The following is a 16134-nucleotide window of genomic DNA, read 5'->3' as shown; positions in this document are numbered from 1 at the left end:
GGTGGGGTCCGTTCGTACGCGGACCCCACCCCTCCGCGTACGTCAGCCGCCGATCCGCGACACGAACTGCTCCAGCGCCTCCACGACCAGCGCGTGGTCCTCCGCCTGCGGCAGCCCCGAGACCGTCACTGAGCCGATGACACCCGCGCCCTCGACCGCGACCGGGAACGAGCCGCCGTGCGCCGCGTACAGGTCCGGGTCCAGCCGGGACGCCTCGTCGAACGTCGTCCCCTTCGCCCGGAACCGCGTCCCCACCAGGTACGAACTCTCGCCGTACCGCTCGACCACCCGGCGCTTGCGGTCGATCCACGCGTCGTTGTCCGCGCTCGAACCGGGCAGCGCCGCGTGGAACAGCTGCTGCGCCCCGCGCCGGATGTCGATCGCGACCGGGGCGTGCCGCTCCCGGGCCAGCGAGACCAGCAGCCCGCCGAGCGCGTAGGCGTCGTCGTAGCCGAAGTGCGGCAGGGTGAGCCGGCGCTCCTGGGCGATCAGCTCGGAGATGGTCGGAGCGGTGGGGTTCATACGGGCTGCTCCTCGGTGACGTGGGCGGGGGCGCCGACGGGCCGCAGGGTGACGGTGATCCCCTCGCGGGCCGAGCGGCGGGCCGCCTCCAGGACGTCCAGGGCCTCGGCGGCCTGAAGGGCGGTCACCGGATTGTCGCCCGTCCCGCGCAGCGCGTCGTCGACCGCCGCGTAGTACGCCGGGTAGTCGCCCGGAAGGGTACGGACCGGGGTGCCGCCGCCCGTGAGCGGGGACTCGCCCGCGCCGAGCCGGCCCCACAGCTCCTCGCCCTCCTCGCCCCACGGCTCGCCCGGGGTCGGCCGGGCACCCTCGCGCAGGGCGGCCTCCTGGGGGTCGAGGCCGTACTTCACGAAGCCGGCGTCCGACCCGAGCACCCGGAAGCGCGGGCCGAGCTGGGCCGTCGTGGCGCTCACGTACAGGTGCGAGCGGACGCCCGAGGTGTGGGTGATCGCCACGAACGTGTCGTCGTCGGCCGCCGCGCCCGGGCGCCGCAGGTCCGACTCCGCGTACACCTGGGCCGCCGGGCCGAACAGGGTCAGCGCCTGGTCGACCACGTGGCTGCCGAGGTCGTACAGCAGCCCGCCGATCTCCTGCGGATCGCCGGACTCGCGCCAGCCGCCCTTGAGCTGCGGGCGCCACCGCTCGTAACGGGACTCGAAGCGCTGGACGTCACCCAGGGCGCCGTCCGCGAGGAGCGCGCGCAGGGTGAGGAAGTCGTTGTCCCAGCGGCGGTTCTGGAAGACCGAGAGCAGCAGCCCGCGCTCATCGGCCAGCGCCGCCAGCTCCCGCGCCTCGGCCGCCGTGCCCGCGACGGGCTTGTCCACGACCACCGGAAGCCCGGCCTCCAGGGCCGCCCGCGCCAGCGGTACGTGGGTCCTGTTCGGTGACGCGACGACGATCAGGTCCAGCTCGTCCGCCCGCTGCCACAGCTCGTCGGGCGAGTCGGCGAAGCGTACGTCCGGGTGGGCGGCGCGGGCCTGGGCGCGGCGCTCCTCGTCGCGGGTGACGACCGTGTCGAGGACGAGTCCTTCGGTGGCCGTGATCAGCGGGGCGTGGAAGACGGACCCCGCCAGGCCGTAGCCGACGAGTCCGACGCGCAGGGGGGAGCCGGAGGTGTGGGAGGTCATGCCGTCCACTTTGGCAACGCTGTTGCCAAAGTGCAAGCGCGGGCCACAATGGGTCCGTGAACAGGAGCAACACCGGCGCGAACCTCCCCGCCCTGCGCAGCCACAACGCGGCCCTCGTGCTCGACCTGCTGCGGGTGGCCGGCGAGCATGGCATCAGCAGGCTCGAACTCGCCGAGCGCACCGGGCTCACCCCGCAGGCCGTCAGCAAGATCACCGCCCGGCTGCGCGCCGAGGGCCTGGCCGCCGAGGCGGGCCGCCGTGCTTCCACGGGCGGCAAACCCCGGACCGTGCTGCGGCTGGTCCCCGGGGCGGGGCACGCGGTGGGGCTGCATCTGGACCGCGACGGGCTGACCGTGGTGCTGGTGGACCTGGCGGGGGTCGTCGCCGCAAGCCGTACGGCTCCGCTGGACTTCGGGGCCCCGGCGGACGAGGTGCTGACGGCCGCCGCCGGGGCGGTCGCCGCCGTGCGGGGGGACGGGGCGCTGCCGGTGCTCGGGGCGGGCGTCGCCGTGCCGGGCCCGCTGGACCACCGGGGCGGGGTGCTGCACCGCGTCACGGGGTTCCCGCAGTGGGACGGCTACCCGCTGCGCGACGCGCTCGCCGCCCGGACCGGGCTGCCCGTGGTCCTCGACAAGGACACCAACGCCGCCGCCCTCGGCCTCGCCCTCGGCGCGGACGGCCCCGCCGACTTCGCCTACCTCCACCTCGGCACCGGCCTCGGCGCGGGGCTCGTCCTCGGTGGCGAGGTGCACCGGGGGGAGCGGACCGGGGCGGGCGAGTTCGGGCACCAGACCGTGCAGTTGGACGGCCTCCGCTGCGACTGCGGCGGACGCGGCTGCCTGGAGGCGCTGTGCCTGGCCGCCGTCCGCCGGGGCGACGCGGCGGAGGCGGCCAGGGTGCTCGGGACCGGGGCCGCGAACCTCGTCGGGCTGCTCGACATCGACCGCGTGGTCCTGGGCGGCCGCACGGTCGCCGCCGACCCCGACACGTTCGTACGCGGAGTGCGCGCGGTCCTGGACGAGCGTTCCCGCCGCGACGGGGCGCGGGGCACCCCGGTCCCGGTCACCGCCCACCAGGAGGGCCGCCACCCGGTCGCGGAGGGGGCGGCGCAGCTGGTGCTGGCACCGCTGTTCGGGCGGGTGGACACCGCCGGGGCGCCGGAGACGGGCCGACCCGGGACGCCCGCCACGGGCTGACCTGAGGGCTCCGGCGGGCTGCCCCGGGGACCGGCGCGTGTGCCCCGCCGCCCCCGGCCCCGGCTTCCGGCGCCCCGGTCTCCGGCGCCACAGCCAACCCCGCCGCCCCGGTCTCCGGCGCCCCGGACCGGCCCCGCCCCCCGGCCAACCCTCGTCCGCCACCTCGGCCTGCTAGCCCTACGCCGCCCCGGACCGGCCCCGCCCTCCGCCGTCCGGGCGTCCTCGTCCCGCCGTCCGGGCGGCCCCCCGGCACGCCTCCGCGGGGCGCTCGCGCGCGCGTGGCAGGGTCGGCCACTCCGAGGGGTGCCCGGGGCCGCGCCGCCCGCGGCGCCCCGCGCTCCGACCGGCCCTTGCCGTACGAAGTGGAGGCTGCCCTGCCATGCCCCCCGAATCCGCAGAGCCCACCGAGCCCACCGAACCCCCCGGGACCGGCCGCACCCGGCACGGCCTCGCGCTCGGGCTGGCCGCCGCGAGTGTGATGCCAGTGGTCCTCGGCGGGGCGACCGCGTCCGCCGCCCCGCAGCGCAGCGCGGTCGCCGGAACGGCCGGCGGGCCGATCCGGGCGAGCGTGCCCGGCGCGGCCACCGCCGACCAGCAGCCGGCCTGCGGCAACCCCGCGTCGGCCGGCTTTCCCATCGACACCCGCATTCACGGCGGGCCCGACACCTACGCGTCCGGCGGCGGCTACGGCACCTGGTTCCTGGACCTGACGAACACGACCACCGAGTCCTGCCGGGCGATCCACCCCGTGCTCGTCCTCACCGACGAGGAACGGGCGCTGACCTCGGACCAGATCCAGCTTCAGTTCTCGGAACGCGCCCACCCCGGGGTCGAGCACCGCGTGACCTGGGAGACGACCGACCGGGACGAGCACATCGGGGTCTTCGGCGGCGAGGGCGGCGACGCCTTCCCCGGGTTCACCGTGCCCGCCGGACGTACCGTCACCGTCCAGGTCCGGCTGGCGTTCACCTCCGACACCAGCCCCGGCCGGATCACCGCGAACGCCGCGATCGTCCAGCGCCGGGGCGCCGGGAACGGCGACGGGGGCGACGGGGAGTGGGTCGGCGAGTCCGAGGACTACCCGTTCTCCGTGGTCGAGCACGACGAGGACACCACCGGGACGGGCGAGACGGACGGCGACCGCGAGCACGCGGACGGAACGGGCCGGGAGCACGTGGGCGGCACCGGCGAGGACGAGGACGAGGGGAGCGGCACGGTGAAGGGCAAGGGCGACGAGGATTCCGGCCGGACCGGCACCACCCGGCGCCCCGTGCCACCGGGCACCGACCCGGCCGGGGTCCCGCAGCTCGCCGCGACCGGCATCTCCGTCCCCGTGGCCCTGCCCGCCCTGACCGTCTCCGGATTCCTGATCGGCGGCGGCGCGATGGTGCTCGCGTCCCGCCGGACCCGCCGCGCCGGCCACTGATCATTCGGACGGTCAGCCAGTACCTCAGGTCGAACAGTCGGCCTAAACTCTGGGGCGTCGGCGCTGCACAACGCGGTGCCGCCGGCGTCCCCGCACCTGGCGTACGGCAACTGGAGTCCCACATGGCAGAGCGCAAGCCGATCTCGTCCTGGCTGACCGACATGGACGGGGTCCTCATCCACGAGGGCACCCCGATCCCCGGCGCCGACGCCTTCATCAAGCGGCTGCGTGACTCGGGACTGCCCTTCCTGGTCCTGACCAACAACTCGATCTACACCGCCCGCGACCTGCACGCCCGGCTGAACCGCATGGGCCTGGACGTGCCCGTGGAGAACATCTGGACCTCCGCCCTCGCCACCGCCCAGTTCCTGGACGACCAGCGCCCCGGCGGCACGGCGTACGTCATCGGCGAGGCCGGGCTCACCACCGCGCTGCACGACATCGGGTACGTCCTCACCGACCACGACCCGGACTACGTGGTGCTCGGCGAGACGCGTACGTACTCCTTCGAGGCGCTCACCAAGGCGATCCGGCTGATCAACGCGGGCGCCCGGTTCATCTGCACCAACCCGGACGAGACCGGCCCGTCCGCCGAGGGCCCGCTGCCCGCGACCGGCTCCGTCGCCGCCCTGATCACCAAGGCGACCGGCAAGGCCCCCTACTTCGCGGGCAAGCCGAACCCGCTGATGATGCGCACCGGGCTCAACGCGATCGGGGCGCACTCCGAGTCCAGCGCCATGATCGGCGACCGGATGGACACCGATGTGCTGGCCGGGCTGGAGGCGGGCATGCAGACCTTCCTGGTGCTCACCGGGCTCACCACGGTCGCGGACATCGACAAGTACCCGTTCCGGCCCTCCACGGTCGTGGACTCCATCGCGGACCTGGTCGGCCTGGTCGAGCCGGCCTGACACCGGATGACACGGGGGAGCGGACCGGCGTCCGGATCCGCTCCCCACTCCACCGGCCCAGCGCCCCCGCGCTGCGGATGCGGAAACCACCCGCAGGCGTGAACCTTCCATCAGGAGGTTCACGATGCGTTCCATACCCCTCACGTTCTGTGCCGCCGCACTGGCCGCGGCGACCCTGGTGCCGATCCCCTCGGCACTGGCCGAATCCGGCTCCGGCCACGAGGACTCCCGGTCCCGCGCCGCCCTGTCGGTCTCGCCCTCGTCCGTCGCCCCGGGCGGCGAGGTCGAGCTGGAGCTGTCCGGCTGCAAGGCCAAGGAGGCCAAGGGGAGCTCCGACGCCTTCGTCTCCGAGGCGCGGTTCTCGTCCGGCGGCGACCGCACGCTCTACGCCGAGGCCCGCGTCCGCGCGGACGCCGAGCCCGGTGACTACGACGTCCAGGCGGTCTGCGACAAGCACACGCGGGTGACCGCCACCCTCACCGTCGTGCACCGCGAGCGGCCCGTGCCCATCGCCCCGGTCCACGCGGGTGGCGGAGGCACCGCCGTGCTCGCGAGCGAGACGGCCGAGCAGGACGGCCCCGGCACCGCCCATGAGGTGATCGGCCTCGGGCTGGCCGCCGTCGCGGCCGTGGCCGTCGCCTTCCGCAGCGTGCGCCGTCGCCGGCCGGCGGCCGACTGACATGTCCGCACCTCAGGAGGCGGCGGGGCGCGGCAGACTGCTCACCGGAGTGACCTGGGCCGTCATCCTGCTGGGCCTGTGGCTCTGGGGCCGCGGGATCACGGACGGCTCGGGCATCGGCTCGGCCCCGACCACCGGCGACGTCGCCGCGGTCGGGCGCCCGCTCGGCGTGCCGCTGCCCCCGGCGCACGCGCCGATCGGGGGCGTCGCGCCGAAGAGTGTCACGATCCCGTCGATCGGCGTCGAGGCCCCCGTCGTCTCCCGGGGCCTGGACGCGGAGGGCGCCATCGAGCCGCCGTCCTTCGACACGCCCCAGACGGTCGGCTGGTACGGGGACGGCACGCGGCCCGGCGCCGAGGGACCGGCCCTGTTCGTCGGCCATGTCGACACCGAGACGAAGCCCGCCGTCTTCTACGGGCTCAGCGCGGCCCGCCCCGGCGCGAAGGTCGACGTCACGCGTACGGACGGCACGGTCGCCGAGTTCACCATCGACGACGTGCAGGTCCTCACCCGTGCGCGGTTCGACGCCCAGAAGGCGTACGGGCCCCGCAAGGACGGGCGGGCGGAGCTGCGGCTGATCACCTGCGGCGGCACGTACGACCAGAAGTCCCACTCGTACACCGCGAATGTGGTCGTCTCGGCCTACCTGACGGCGGAGAAGAGCGCGGCGAAGGCTGCCTGACCCACACGGAAGACCGGTACCCGGCCCGGCCGCCGCCCGTTCCCCGGGCTGCGGCCGGGCCGGTCCTCGACCGCGGTGCGCGGGCCGCGGGAGTGGCCCGGCGCGGACACGGGAGGTCGGTGGCGTCCGGGTCCGCCGCACACCCCACTGTAGGGGGACGCGCCCCGTCCGCCCAGCCGCTTTCTGACGTTACGTCGATAACCGGTCACCCTCCGCACGCGGGCGGGGGCTGCGGAAGCGCGTCGAAGAACGACCAAGGCCCCCTCGCGCGAAGCGAGGGGGCCTTGGCTGTGCGTGCGCCGCCAGGGACTCGAACCCCGGACCCGCTGATTAAGAGTCAGCTGCTCTAACCAACTGAGCTAGCGGCGCCTGCTGACCTGGAAAACTCTACCCGATCCCCGGCGGTGCTCCCGACCATCCCCCCGGGGGCGTCCGGTCTTCCCGGCCTGTCGGATGGTCGTTTTTTCCCTTCTATCCGTCAAACTGCGGTATGTCGCGACGTGGGCCGCGAGCGTTGACACGCTGACGCCCGAGCAGATGCGCCCGAGGAACTTGACGACCGCGGAGGGGAATCGCATGACTGTGCCGGACTTCGAGGAGTACGTACCCGCCATCGACTGTCCGTGTCCCGGCTGCGCCGCCCAGCGGCGGACCGCCGCCGGGGGACTTCCCGTGCGGTACGGCGGCCACCCGGCCGCGCGCGGCGCGCGGCGCGCGATGGTGCTGGTCACCGCCGCCGGGGTGGTGCTCGGCGGCGGGGCCGCGGAGTCCGTCGGAGCGCCCGCCGACCCCGCCCCGGTGCCGGGCACGGGGGTGCCGACCGGGATCGGCCCGCTGCCGGACAGCCCGCAGGGGCTGCCGGGTCCCCTCCGGGGGGCCGGATCGCCGGGGCCGGCGGCGGCCCAGGCCGCGACGGCCGAGCCGCGGGCGACGACCCGGACCGAGATCATCGACCGCGCGAAGAAGTGGCTGGACGCGCGGGTCCCGTACAGCATGTCGAAGTACTGGTCGGACGGTTACCGGCAGGACTGCTCCGGCTATGTGTCGATGGCCTGGAACCTGCCGGGCAACGAGTGGACCGGCAGCCTCGCCGCGTACGGCACCCGTATCGCCCGCGCGGACCTCCAGCCCGGCGACATCCTGCTCTTCCACAACCTCGCCGACCCCGGGAACGGCTCCCACGTCACGATCTTCGGCGGCTGGACCGACAGCACGCACACCCACTACGCGGCGTACGAGCAGACCAAGCCGCACACCCGCAAGCAGACGACGCCCATGGCGTACTGGACCAACTCCGCGAGCTATGTGGCCTACCGCTACAAGGGCCTGAGCACGGGGAAGTCCGGCAGTGAGGCGGAGAAGGACCCGTTCCCCGGTGCCGCGAAGTTCGGGCCCCACGCCAAGAACGCGTACGTGACCCGGCTCGGCGCGATGCTCGTCGCCCGGGGCGGCAAGCGCTTCTACCGGATCGGCCCCGACCCGGTCTGGACCGACGCCGACCGCCGGGCCACCCGGGCGTTCCAGCAGGCCCAGGGGTGGAAGGGCGCCGAGGCCGATGGCATCCCCGGCCCGGACACCTGGAAGCTGCTGGTGACCGGAACCGGCCGCGACATCCCCGCCGCAAAGAGGCCGGGCGGCGCCGAGACGGCTCCGGCCTTCCCCGGACGGGGCTATTTCCGGCCCGGTCAGTCGAACAGCCATGTCGACAGGCTCGGAAAACAGTTGGTGAAGAAGGGATACGGCGCGCACTACCGGCTGGGTCCCAGCCCCCGGTGGACCGAGGCGGACCGGCGCAATGTCGAGACCTTCCAGAAGGCCCAGGGCTGGCGGGGGACGGAGGCCGACGGCTATCCGGGCCCGGAGACCTGGCGGCGACTCTTCGCGTGACACGACGGACATGACGGAGGCGGAAATGCGATCCACGGTGTCGGACAGCTCCGGAAACCCGGAGTACGGCCAGGAGACGGAGTACGGAGCGGTCCCGGTACGGGAATGGGTCGGCCCGGGCGGAGCGGGCAGCGTCACGGACGCGTGGGCCGCGCGGGCCGCGGCGGGCGAACCGGTCGCCGAGGGGCTGCCGGTGCGGGGCGCGACCCCGGCCGCGACCCGCACGCCCGAGCCACCTCCGCTCTTCGGGCCGGTGTCGGTGTCGGTGCCCTCGGACGACGAGGTGGTGGTCCACATGACGGAGCCGTCGGAGCCGCCCGCCCCGGACAGCGGTGACACGGATTCCGTCGTCGATCTGGTGCTCGACGTCCCGCCGGGCGAGGAGGACCGCAGGGCCTCGCTGGGGGCCACCTCGGCTTCGGTCTCGGTGCCGGCGGGGGCTCGCGCGGAGGAGCCTGCGGACGCGGTGCCGGAGGACGCGGTACGCGAGGACGCGGTGTGCGAGGACGCGCGCCCCGCAGAGGTGCCCGCGCCGGCCCTGGTCAAGGACGCCGAGCCCCGGAGCGCCGAGCCCGAGGACGCCGTGCCGCACGACGCCGCGCCGCACGACGCCGAGCCCCGGAGCGCCGAGCCCGAGGACGCCGTGCCCCTGGCGGAGGCGCCGCGGCCCGAGCCCGTCCTCGCCCTCACCGGGGCCCGCGTGCCCGGGCCCGACCCGGTCCGGGACACCGGGCGCCACCAGGCGGTCATCGCCAACGAGCGCACCGCCTCCATCCCCGTCCACCTGCTCTTCCGCGAGGAACAGCGCGCCGGTGCCGCCGCCGTGCCGCCCACCGTCGTGCGGCCGGGCGGCGGCGACCCCGGGGCCGGGGTGCGGCGGCCGCCCGTGCCGAGGACGCCCCAGGTGCGGCCCTCGACCCGGCCCGCCCCCGACGCCGACCCCCGGCTGCGCGAGCGCCCCGGGCCCGCGCTGCCCGGCTGGGCCGCGCTGCTCACCGGCTTCGGCGGGATCGCGGCGGCGGGCGGCGTCCTGTGGTGGACCGGGGTGGTCCCGGCCGCCGTGCTCGCCCGGGTCGGGCTCGGCCCGCGGCCGTACGAAGGGCTGCCCACCGGGGCCTGGTCGGCGCTCGTGTTCCTGGCGGCCGTGGTGCTCTTCGCGCTCGGCGGCCTGGGCCGGGGGCGGGTCGGGCACGCCTGGGTGCTCACGCTCTTCGGGCAGTACCGGGGCAGCGTGCGGCGCACCGGCCTGGTGTGGGTCAGCCCCCTGCTGCTGCGCCGCCGGATCGACGTACGGCTGCGGCACTGGCGCAGCGAGCCGCTGCCCGCCGTGGACGCGAACGGCACGGCGCTGCGGGTCGTCGTCCAGGTCGTGTGGCGGGTCAAGGACACCGTGCGGGCGGCGCTCGGGATCGAGGACCACGAGGCGTACCTGCGCGAGCAGGTCGAGGCAGCGATGGCCCGGGTCCTGTCCCAGCTGCCCGCCGACGCCTTCCACGAGGACGCGCACACCCTGCGCAACGCGGAGGCGGTCGGCGACGCGCTGACCCGGATGCTGAAGGCGGACTGCGAGCCGGTCGGCGTCGAGGTGTACTCGGCCCAGCCGACCGGGATCGAGTACGCGCCGGAGGTGGCCGCGGCCATGCAGCGGCGCCGGATCGCGGCGATCGACGCGCAGCACCGGGACAGCGTGCTGACGTCGGTCGTGGACGCGGTGGACGACACCGTCAGCCGGCTCACGGAACGGGGCCTCGTGGAGCTGGACGACTACGAACGGAAGGCGCTGGTCAAGGACTTGACGGTGGCGTTCTACACCGGGCGGACCGGGGGCGACGGCAGCTGAGGAGGCGCGGGGGAGGTCCCGGGGCAACCGGAATCCCGCGCTCATTGGTCTGGACATGGTCAAGGCGCGGCAATAATCTGAGCCTTGGTCTAGACCGCAGAACGCGCGTACGCGGCAGTGCTCATGGAATCCCCACTCCCCCCACGATCCGAGGAGCGACATCTCATGCGTATGAAGGCAAGCGCGGCCCTGGTCGGCCTTGCGGTAGCGGGCGTCTCGATGTTCGCGACGAGCAGCGCCAGCAGCCACGGGTACACGGACAACCCGATCAGCCGTCAGAAGCTGTGCGCCAACGGCACGGTGACCGGCTGCGGCAACATCCAGTGGGAGCCGCAGAGCGTCGAGGGCCCCAAGGGCTTCCCGGCCGCCGGACCGGCCGACGGGAAGATCTGCTCCGGTGGCCACGGCGAATTCGCCCAGCTGGACGACCCGCGCGGCGGCAACTGGCCCGCCACCAAGGTGAGCGCCGGTCAGGGCTTCAGCTTCCGCTGGCAGTTCACCGCCCGGCACGCCACGACGGACTTCCGGTACTACATCACCAAGGACGGCTGGGACTCGACCAAGCCGCTCACCCGGGCCGACCTGGAGCCGCAGCCCTTCATGACGGTGCCGTACGGCGGTCAGCAGCCCCCGGCGACCCTGACCCAGCAGGGCACCATCCCCACCCAGAAGTCCGGGAAGCACATCATCCTGAGCGTCTGGAACATCGCGGACACGGCCAACGCGTTCTACGCGTGCTCGGACGTGCAGTTCTGACGTGCGTCTCTGACGTCCGCCGGTGACCGCCGTGCTGTCGGCGGCAGCACGGCGAACCCCGGGAAGTCCAAGGACTCCCCGGGGTTTCGCTGTGCCGGTGGGGCCGGGTCACGGTCAGGCCCCGGCCGGGACCGGAGCGGCCGGTGCCTCGGCGGCGGTCTCCTCGGTGGCCGCCGCCCGGCCCGCCCGGCGCAGCAGGGTCGCCGCGAGCACCGCGCCGGTCAGCAGGACCAGGGAGCCGGTCACCGAGGCGTACCGCATGCTGTGGACGAAGGCGTCCCGGCCGATCGCGATCAGCGAGTGGTCACCGGTCGCCAGCGCGCCCGGCAGGGTCTTGCGGGCGGCCTCGGGGGCGGAGGCGGGCATGTCCGCCCGGTACACCGCGGTGGAGACGGCGCCCAGGAGGGCCATGCCCAGCGCCCCGCCGAACTCCTGCCCGGTCTCCAGGAGCGAGGCGGCCGAGCCGGCCTTCTCCGCCGGGCTGACCGCCATGGCCATGTCCGATACGGGGGCCATCACCGCGACGATGCCGCTGCTCATCACGCCCGAGCCGATCAGCAGCAGGACCAGCGAGTCGGTCCCGGCCAGGGTGAACACCCCGAAGCCCGCGGCGCCGACGGCGAACCCGCCGCAGACCACGTAGGCCCGCTGGACCCGCTGGGCGAGCGCGGTCGCCGCGGGCGCCGCCGCGCCCACCGCCAGGGACGGGGCCAGGCTCCACAGCGCGGCCTCCATCGTGCTCATGCCGAGCACCGACTGGAGGTACTGGGTGGTGAAGAAGGCCGAGCCCATCATCGCGAAGGCGGCCAGCGCGTTGAGCCCGATCCCGGTACCGAAGCCCCGGCCCCGGAACAGCTCCCGGCTGATCATCGCGTCGGAGCGGGTGCGCTGCCGGCGGACGAAGACCCAGCCGACGGCCAGCCCGGCGGCGATGACCGCGGCCCACGCGATGTCGAGCCCGTGGGCGGCGCTCTCCTTGATGCCGTACACCACCGGCAGCACCGCGCCCATGGACAGCGGGACGCTCAGGAAGTCGAAGCGGCCCGGGTTCGGGTCCTTGAACTCCGGGACCAGCAGCGGCACGAGCACCAGCAGCAGCACCATCGCGGGCACGTTGATCAGGAAGACCGAGCCCCACCAGAAGTGCTGGAGCATCGCCCCGCTGAGCACCGAGCCGAGCGCGACCCCGCCGGCCATGGCGCCCGACCAGATACCGATCGCCTGCGCCCGCTGCCGCTCGTTCCGGAACATGTTGCGCACGAGCCCGATCGTGGAGGGCATCAGCGTCGCCCCACCGATCCCGAGGACCGCCCGGGCCGCGATCAGCATCTCCGGGCTGTTCGCGTAGGCGGCGCAGACCGAGGCGGCGCCGAAGGCGAGTGCCCCGATCATCAGCAGCTTCCGGCGCCCGATGCGGTCGCCCAGGGAGCCCATCGTGATGAGGAGGCCGGCCAGGGCGAAGGCGTACACGTCGAAGATCCACAGCTGCTGGGTGGCGCTGGGGGCGAGGTCCCGGTCGATGGACGGGATCGCGAAGAAGAGGACGGAGACGTCCATCGAGACGAGGAGGAGAGGGAGGAGCAGGACCAGGAAGGCGGTCCACTCCCGACGTCCGGCGAGTGCGCCGGGGGCGGCGGTGGTGCTCGTGGGGTTCGTCATGCCAAGGAATATACGGCTGTTTAAAACAGCTGTCTAGTACGCCTGTGTAAAACGTTCGTACATGGCTGCGGGCAGCGCAAAACGCACGAGGCGGTCTCCGTGGATACGGAAACCGCCTCGTGCGTTGTCTGTGCGCCGCCAGGGACTCGAACCCCGGACCCGCTGATTAAGAGTCAGCTGCTCTAACCAACTGAGCTAGCGGCGCCTGCTGACGTGAAAATAATACCTGGTCCGGCGGGGTGCTGATGACCACCCGCCCGGGCCGCGCGGCCGGCCGGTCCTACAGGGCCAGCGACAGCAGCATCGGGGCCGCGCGCCGGTTCAGGGTGTCCGCCGCCGCGCGCAGCCGGTGCGCGTCCTTCACCGGCATCGACAGCGCCAGGCAGCCCGCCGACGACCCGGCCGTCAGCGGCACCGCCGCGCACACCGTGCCGACCGCGTACTCCTGGAGGTCGAGCACCGGGACCGTGGCGGGCTGGCTGTCCAGCTTGGAGAAGAGGACCTTCTCGCTGGTGATCGTCCGCGAGGTCAGCCGGGGCGTCTTGTGCCGGGCGATGTGGTCGCGGCGGCCGTTCTGGTCGAGCTGGGTCAGCAGGCACTTGCCGATCGCCGAGGCGTGCGCCGCCGATCTGAAGTCCACCCACTCGTTGACCGCCGGGGTGAGCGGGCTGTCGGCGTACTGCGTGACGCGGATCTCGCCGTCGACGTACCGGCTGATGTAGACCGCCGCGCCGACCGAGTCGCGGAGCTGGGCCAGGGTCTGCTGGAGCTTGGACTCCAGGGCCTGGCGGCGGGCCGCGCCCGAGCCGAGGAGCAGCAGCGAGGCGCCGATGACGTACGCCCCGTCGGTGATCTGCTCGACGTAGCCCTCGCGGCGCAGCGTCAGCAGGAGGGAGGTGAGGTGGCCGACGGGCAGCCCCGTCTCCCGGGAGAGCTGGGTCTCGGTGACCCCGCTGCCGTGCTTGGAGACCGTTTCCAGAACGCGAAGGGCGTACTGCACCGAGTGGAACGGCGCGGTCGGTTCGGGCTTCAACACCACGACTTCCCCTGTCGGTCGGGACCGGAGGCCGGTTCGCGGGGCCTCTGCCTCGCCACCACGATAGCCGCCGACGGCCCGTTCGGGGCGGGGTGCGGCGGACTCGTGGGTGCGCCCCGGAGCTGTCAGCAGGGGCGCACCCGTATGGCATATGCCACCGTCATGAGTGGGCGACGGATGCCGAGGTCACAGCACTGCGTTGAGGAATTCGCGCGTGCGTTCGTGCGAGGGATCGGAGAAGATTTTTTCCGGAGAACCGGACTCCACGACCCGTCCGGCGTCGAACATCAGCACCTTCTCCGAGACGTCCCGGGCGAAACTCATCTCGTGGGTGACGCAGAGCATCGTGATGTCGGTGTTCCTGGCGATGTCCGTCAGCAGCTCCAGCACCCCGGCCACCAGCTCCGGGTCGAGCGCGGAGGTCACCTCGTCCAGGAGCAGGATCTCCGGCTCCATCGCCAGCGCACGGGCGATCGCGACCCGCTGCTGCTGCCCGCCGGACAGCTGCGAGGGGTGCGCGTCGACCTTGCCGGAGAGCCCGACCAGCTCCAGCAGCTCCCGGGCCCGGGCCTCCGCCTTGTCCCGGTCCATGCCGAGGACGTTGACGGGCGCCTCGGTGATGTTCTGGAGCACCTTCATGTTGGGGAAGAGGTTGAACTGCTGGAAGACCATGCCGATCCGCCGACGGGCCGCGCGCAGGTGCTTCTCGGAGGCGGGCTTCAGCGAGCCGCCCGGCGCCCGGGTGTGCGTCAGCGGTTCGCCGTTGATCCAGATCACGCCGTCGCTGACCCGCTCCAGCGTCATCAGGAGGCGCAGGATCGTCGTCTTGCCCGAGCCGCTGGGCCCGATCAGCGTGACGTGCTCGCCGCGCTCGACGGTGAAGTCCAGCTCGTCCAGGACCGTGTGGTCCCCGTAGCGCTTGACGACCTTGTCGAAGCGGACGAGCGGGTGCCCGTCATCCTTGGACACGGCGACGGGCACGACGTCCTCGGGGGCCGCGGCCGCGTTCTTCTGCAAGGGGAGGGGTTCAGTGGCCAAGGCGCTTCTCCAGCTTCCTCATCAGGAGGGACGTGGGGTAGCTCGCGACCAGGAAGATCAGGCCGGCGAGCGTGAACACCTCGGTGAAGGCGAAGTGCTTGGTGCCGTAGTCGCGTGCCTCGAAGACCATCTCGTGCACGGTGATCACGGCGAGGTACGGCGTCTCCTTGAACATCGAGATCGCGTAGTTGCCCAGCGCGGGCACCACATTGCGCACGGCCTGCGGCAGGATCACCGCCTGCCAGGTCCGCCGGACGGGCAGCGAAAGGGCCCGGCACGCCTCCCACTGCCCCTTCGGCACGGCGTCGATCCCGGCGCGGTACACCTCGGAGGTGTACGTGGCGTAGTGGACGCCCAGCACCACGATGCCGACGGTCAGCGGCTCCACGGAGGTGAACAGTGCCGCCGCACCGACCAGCTGGACGATCAGCGGGGTGGAGCGGATGAACTCCATCACCGCCTTCACCGGCACGGTCACCAGCCGGCTCGGGGCCCGGCCCGCGACCGCGATGGCCAGCCCGAGCACAGCGGCGACCAGGGTGCCGAACACCGTGGCCAGCAGGGTCGTCCAGAACCCGTCCAGGAGCTGCGGGAACGCCTCGCGGACCGCGCCCCAGTCGAAGTCGTTGTTCACCTGGCACCTCCGGCCTGGGCGGCGGACACGGCGCTACGGGTCTTCAGCAGGCTCTTCCCGCCCGCCGCGAGGCCGAGCCGCCGCTTGGCGGTCCGCTCCAGCAGGTTCATGAGCAGGGTCAGGGCATAGGCCAGGACGAAGTAGCAGACCAGCAGCGTCGCGTACGCGGTGAGGGTCTCGCCCGTACGGCTGCGGAGCTTCTCGATGGCGGTCATCAGGTCCGCCGCCGAGATCAGCCACAGCAGCGGGGTCGCCTTCAGCAGCTGGATCAGCAGGTTGGTGAACGACGGGATCATCTGCACCCACGCCTGCGGCAGGATCACCTTGCGCATCCGGTGCAGCGGCGACATGTTCAGCGCGAGCGCCGCCTCGTACTGCCCGCGCGGAACGGAGTTGACCGCGCCGCGCACCACTTCGGCGCCGTACGCCCCGTAGTTGAGGCCGAACGCCAGCACCCCGCAGACCAGCGGCGTCAGTTCGTACCCGGTCAGCTGCGGCATCGCGTAGTACAGCCAGAACAGCTGGACGTACAGCGAGGTGCCGCGGAAGAACTCCACGACCACGCGGGAGACCCCGCGCGACAGCATGAGCCGGCTCAGTGACATCAGGCCGAGGACGAACGACAGGAGGAGCGCCACCAGGGCGCCGAACACCGTGGCCTCCAGGGTCACCCACAGGCCGGACCGCAGCTGCGGCAGATCGTCGGCGAAGGCCGAGAAGAAATCATTCATGCGGTGGGTA

At 73.3% G+C, this 16134-nt stretch carries 15 protein-coding genes and 2 tRNA genes; 8 read left to right on the top strand and 9 right to left on the bottom strand.

What is annotated here, in order from left to right:
• Positions 1 to 42: 42 nt before the first annotated feature.
• Positions 43 to 522: a heme-degrading domain-containing protein gene (locus ACZ6C6_RS04715; protein ID WP_469199004.1), complete on the bottom strand. Its 480-nt coding sequence runs from the start codon at positions 520 to 522 to the stop codon at positions 43 to 45.
• Entirely contained in the window at positions 519 to 1649 is a 1131-nt protein-coding gene (locus ACZ6C6_RS04710; protein WP_469199002.1) for a Gfo/Idh/MocA family oxidoreductase, read from the bottom strand. Before ACZ6C6_RS04710 ends, ACZ6C6_RS04715 begins: the two co-directional genes overlap by 4 nt.
• Before the next feature lie 56 nt (positions 1650 to 1705).
• On the opposite strand from ACZ6C6_RS04710, the gene ACZ6C6_RS04705 reads away from it, so the two are divergent.
• From ACZ6C6_RS04705 to ACZ6C6_RS04685, 5 genes are all read left to right on the top strand, one after another.
• Positions 1706 to 2845 carry an ROK family transcriptional regulator gene (locus tag ACZ6C6_RS04705; RefSeq protein ID WP_469199000.1) on the top strand — a complete coding sequence of 380 codons (1140 nt, stop codon included), beginning with the start codon at positions 1706 to 1708 and terminating at the stop codon, positions 2843 to 2845.
• A gap of 379 nt (positions 2846 to 3224) precedes the next feature.
• Positions 3225 to 4271 carry a hypothetical protein gene (locus ACZ6C6_RS04700; protein ID WP_469198998.1) on the top strand — a complete coding sequence of 349 codons (1047 nt, stop codon included), beginning with the start codon at positions 3225 to 3227 and terminating at the stop codon, positions 4269 to 4271.
• Between the two features lie 122 nt (positions 4272 to 4393).
• Complete coding sequence (locus tag ACZ6C6_RS04695; RefSeq protein ID WP_469198996.1) at positions 4394 to 5182, top strand: HAD-IIA family hydrolase; 789 nt, start codon at positions 4394 to 4396, stop codon at positions 5180 to 5182.
• Positions 5183 to 5306: 124 nt separating this feature from the next.
• On the top strand, positions 5307 to 5861 hold the full coding sequence (locus tag ACZ6C6_RS04690; protein ID WP_469198994.1) for a hypothetical protein: 555 nt from the start codon (positions 5307 to 5309) through the stop codon (positions 5859 to 5861).
• Between the two features lies 1 nt (position 5862).
• A complete protein-coding gene (locus ACZ6C6_RS04685; protein WP_469198992.1) occupies positions 5863 to 6543 on the top strand; it encodes a class F sortase in 681 nt (226 codons plus the stop codon).
• A 295-nt stretch (positions 6544 to 6838) separates the two neighbouring features.
• Here the strand turns inward: ACZ6C6_RS04685 and ACZ6C6_RS04680 are convergent.
• Positions 6839 to 6912 (bottom strand) — tRNA-Lys (locus ACZ6C6_RS04680).
• Between the two features lie 207 nt (positions 6913 to 7119).
• Here ACZ6C6_RS04680 and ACZ6C6_RS04675 point away from each other — a divergent pair.
• From ACZ6C6_RS04675 to ACZ6C6_RS04665, 3 genes are all read left to right on the top strand, one after another.
• Positions 7120 to 8430: a peptidoglycan-binding protein gene (locus ACZ6C6_RS04675; RefSeq protein ID WP_469198990.1), complete on the top strand. Its 1311-nt coding sequence runs from the start codon at positions 7120 to 7122 to the stop codon at positions 8428 to 8430.
• A 25-nt stretch (positions 8431 to 8455) separates the two neighbouring features.
• The gene (locus ACZ6C6_RS04670; RefSeq protein ID WP_469198988.1) at positions 8456 to 10270 is read left to right on the top strand and encodes an SPFH domain-containing protein; all 1815 of its coding nucleotides are present in this window, start codon (positions 8456 to 8458) and stop codon (positions 10268 to 10270) included.
• Between the two features lie 165 nt (positions 10271 to 10435).
• The gene (locus ACZ6C6_RS04665; protein ID WP_469198986.1) at positions 10436 to 11026 is read left to right on the top strand and encodes a lytic polysaccharide monooxygenase auxiliary activity family 9 protein; all 591 of its coding nucleotides are present in this window, start codon (positions 10436 to 10438) and stop codon (positions 11024 to 11026) included.
• 114 nt (positions 11027 to 11140) lie between these two features.
• Here the strand turns inward: ACZ6C6_RS04665 and ACZ6C6_RS04660 are convergent, their stop codons facing one another.
• The 6 genes from ACZ6C6_RS04660 to ehuC form a co-directional block, all read right to left on the bottom strand.
• A complete protein-coding gene (locus ACZ6C6_RS04660) occupies positions 11141 to 12685 on the bottom strand; it encodes an MFS transporter (protein WP_469198984.1) in 1545 nt (514 codons plus the stop codon).
• Between the two features lie 131 nt (positions 12686 to 12816).
• Positions 12817 to 12890, bottom strand: a tRNA-Lys gene (locus ACZ6C6_RS04655).
• A gap of 75 nt (positions 12891 to 12965) precedes the next feature.
• A complete protein-coding gene (locus ACZ6C6_RS04650) occupies positions 12966 to 13724 on the bottom strand; it encodes an IclR family transcriptional regulator (protein WP_469198982.1) in 759 nt (252 codons plus the stop codon).
• Between the two features lie 183 nt (positions 13725 to 13907).
• A complete protein-coding gene (ehuA, locus tag ACZ6C6_RS04645; RefSeq protein WP_469198980.1) occupies positions 13908 to 14759 on the bottom strand; it encodes an ectoine/hydroxyectoine ABC transporter ATP-binding protein EhuA in 852 nt (283 codons plus the stop codon).
• Positions 14749 to 15393, bottom strand: a complete 645-nt coding sequence (gene ehuD / locus ACZ6C6_RS04640; RefSeq protein ID WP_469198979.1) for an ectoine/hydroxyectoine ABC transporter permease subunit EhuD — start codon at positions 15391 to 15393, stop codon at positions 14749 to 14751. Before ehuD ends, ehuA begins: the two co-directional genes overlap by 11 nt.
• Positions 15390 to 16124, bottom strand: a complete 735-nt coding sequence (ehuC, locus tag ACZ6C6_RS04635; RefSeq protein WP_469198977.1) for an ectoine/hydroxyectoine ABC transporter permease subunit EhuC — start codon at positions 16122 to 16124, stop codon at positions 15390 to 15392. The genes ehuD and ehuC overlap by 4 nt, the downstream gene beginning before the upstream one ends.
• Between the last annotated feature and the right edge of the window lie 10 nt (positions 16125 to 16134).

It is taken from the genome of Streptomyces sp. NPDC041814 (assembly GCF_055590565.1).
The sequence above is the reverse complement of the archived record's forward strand: the minus strand, read 5'-3'. Positions and strand labels throughout refer to the sequence as shown.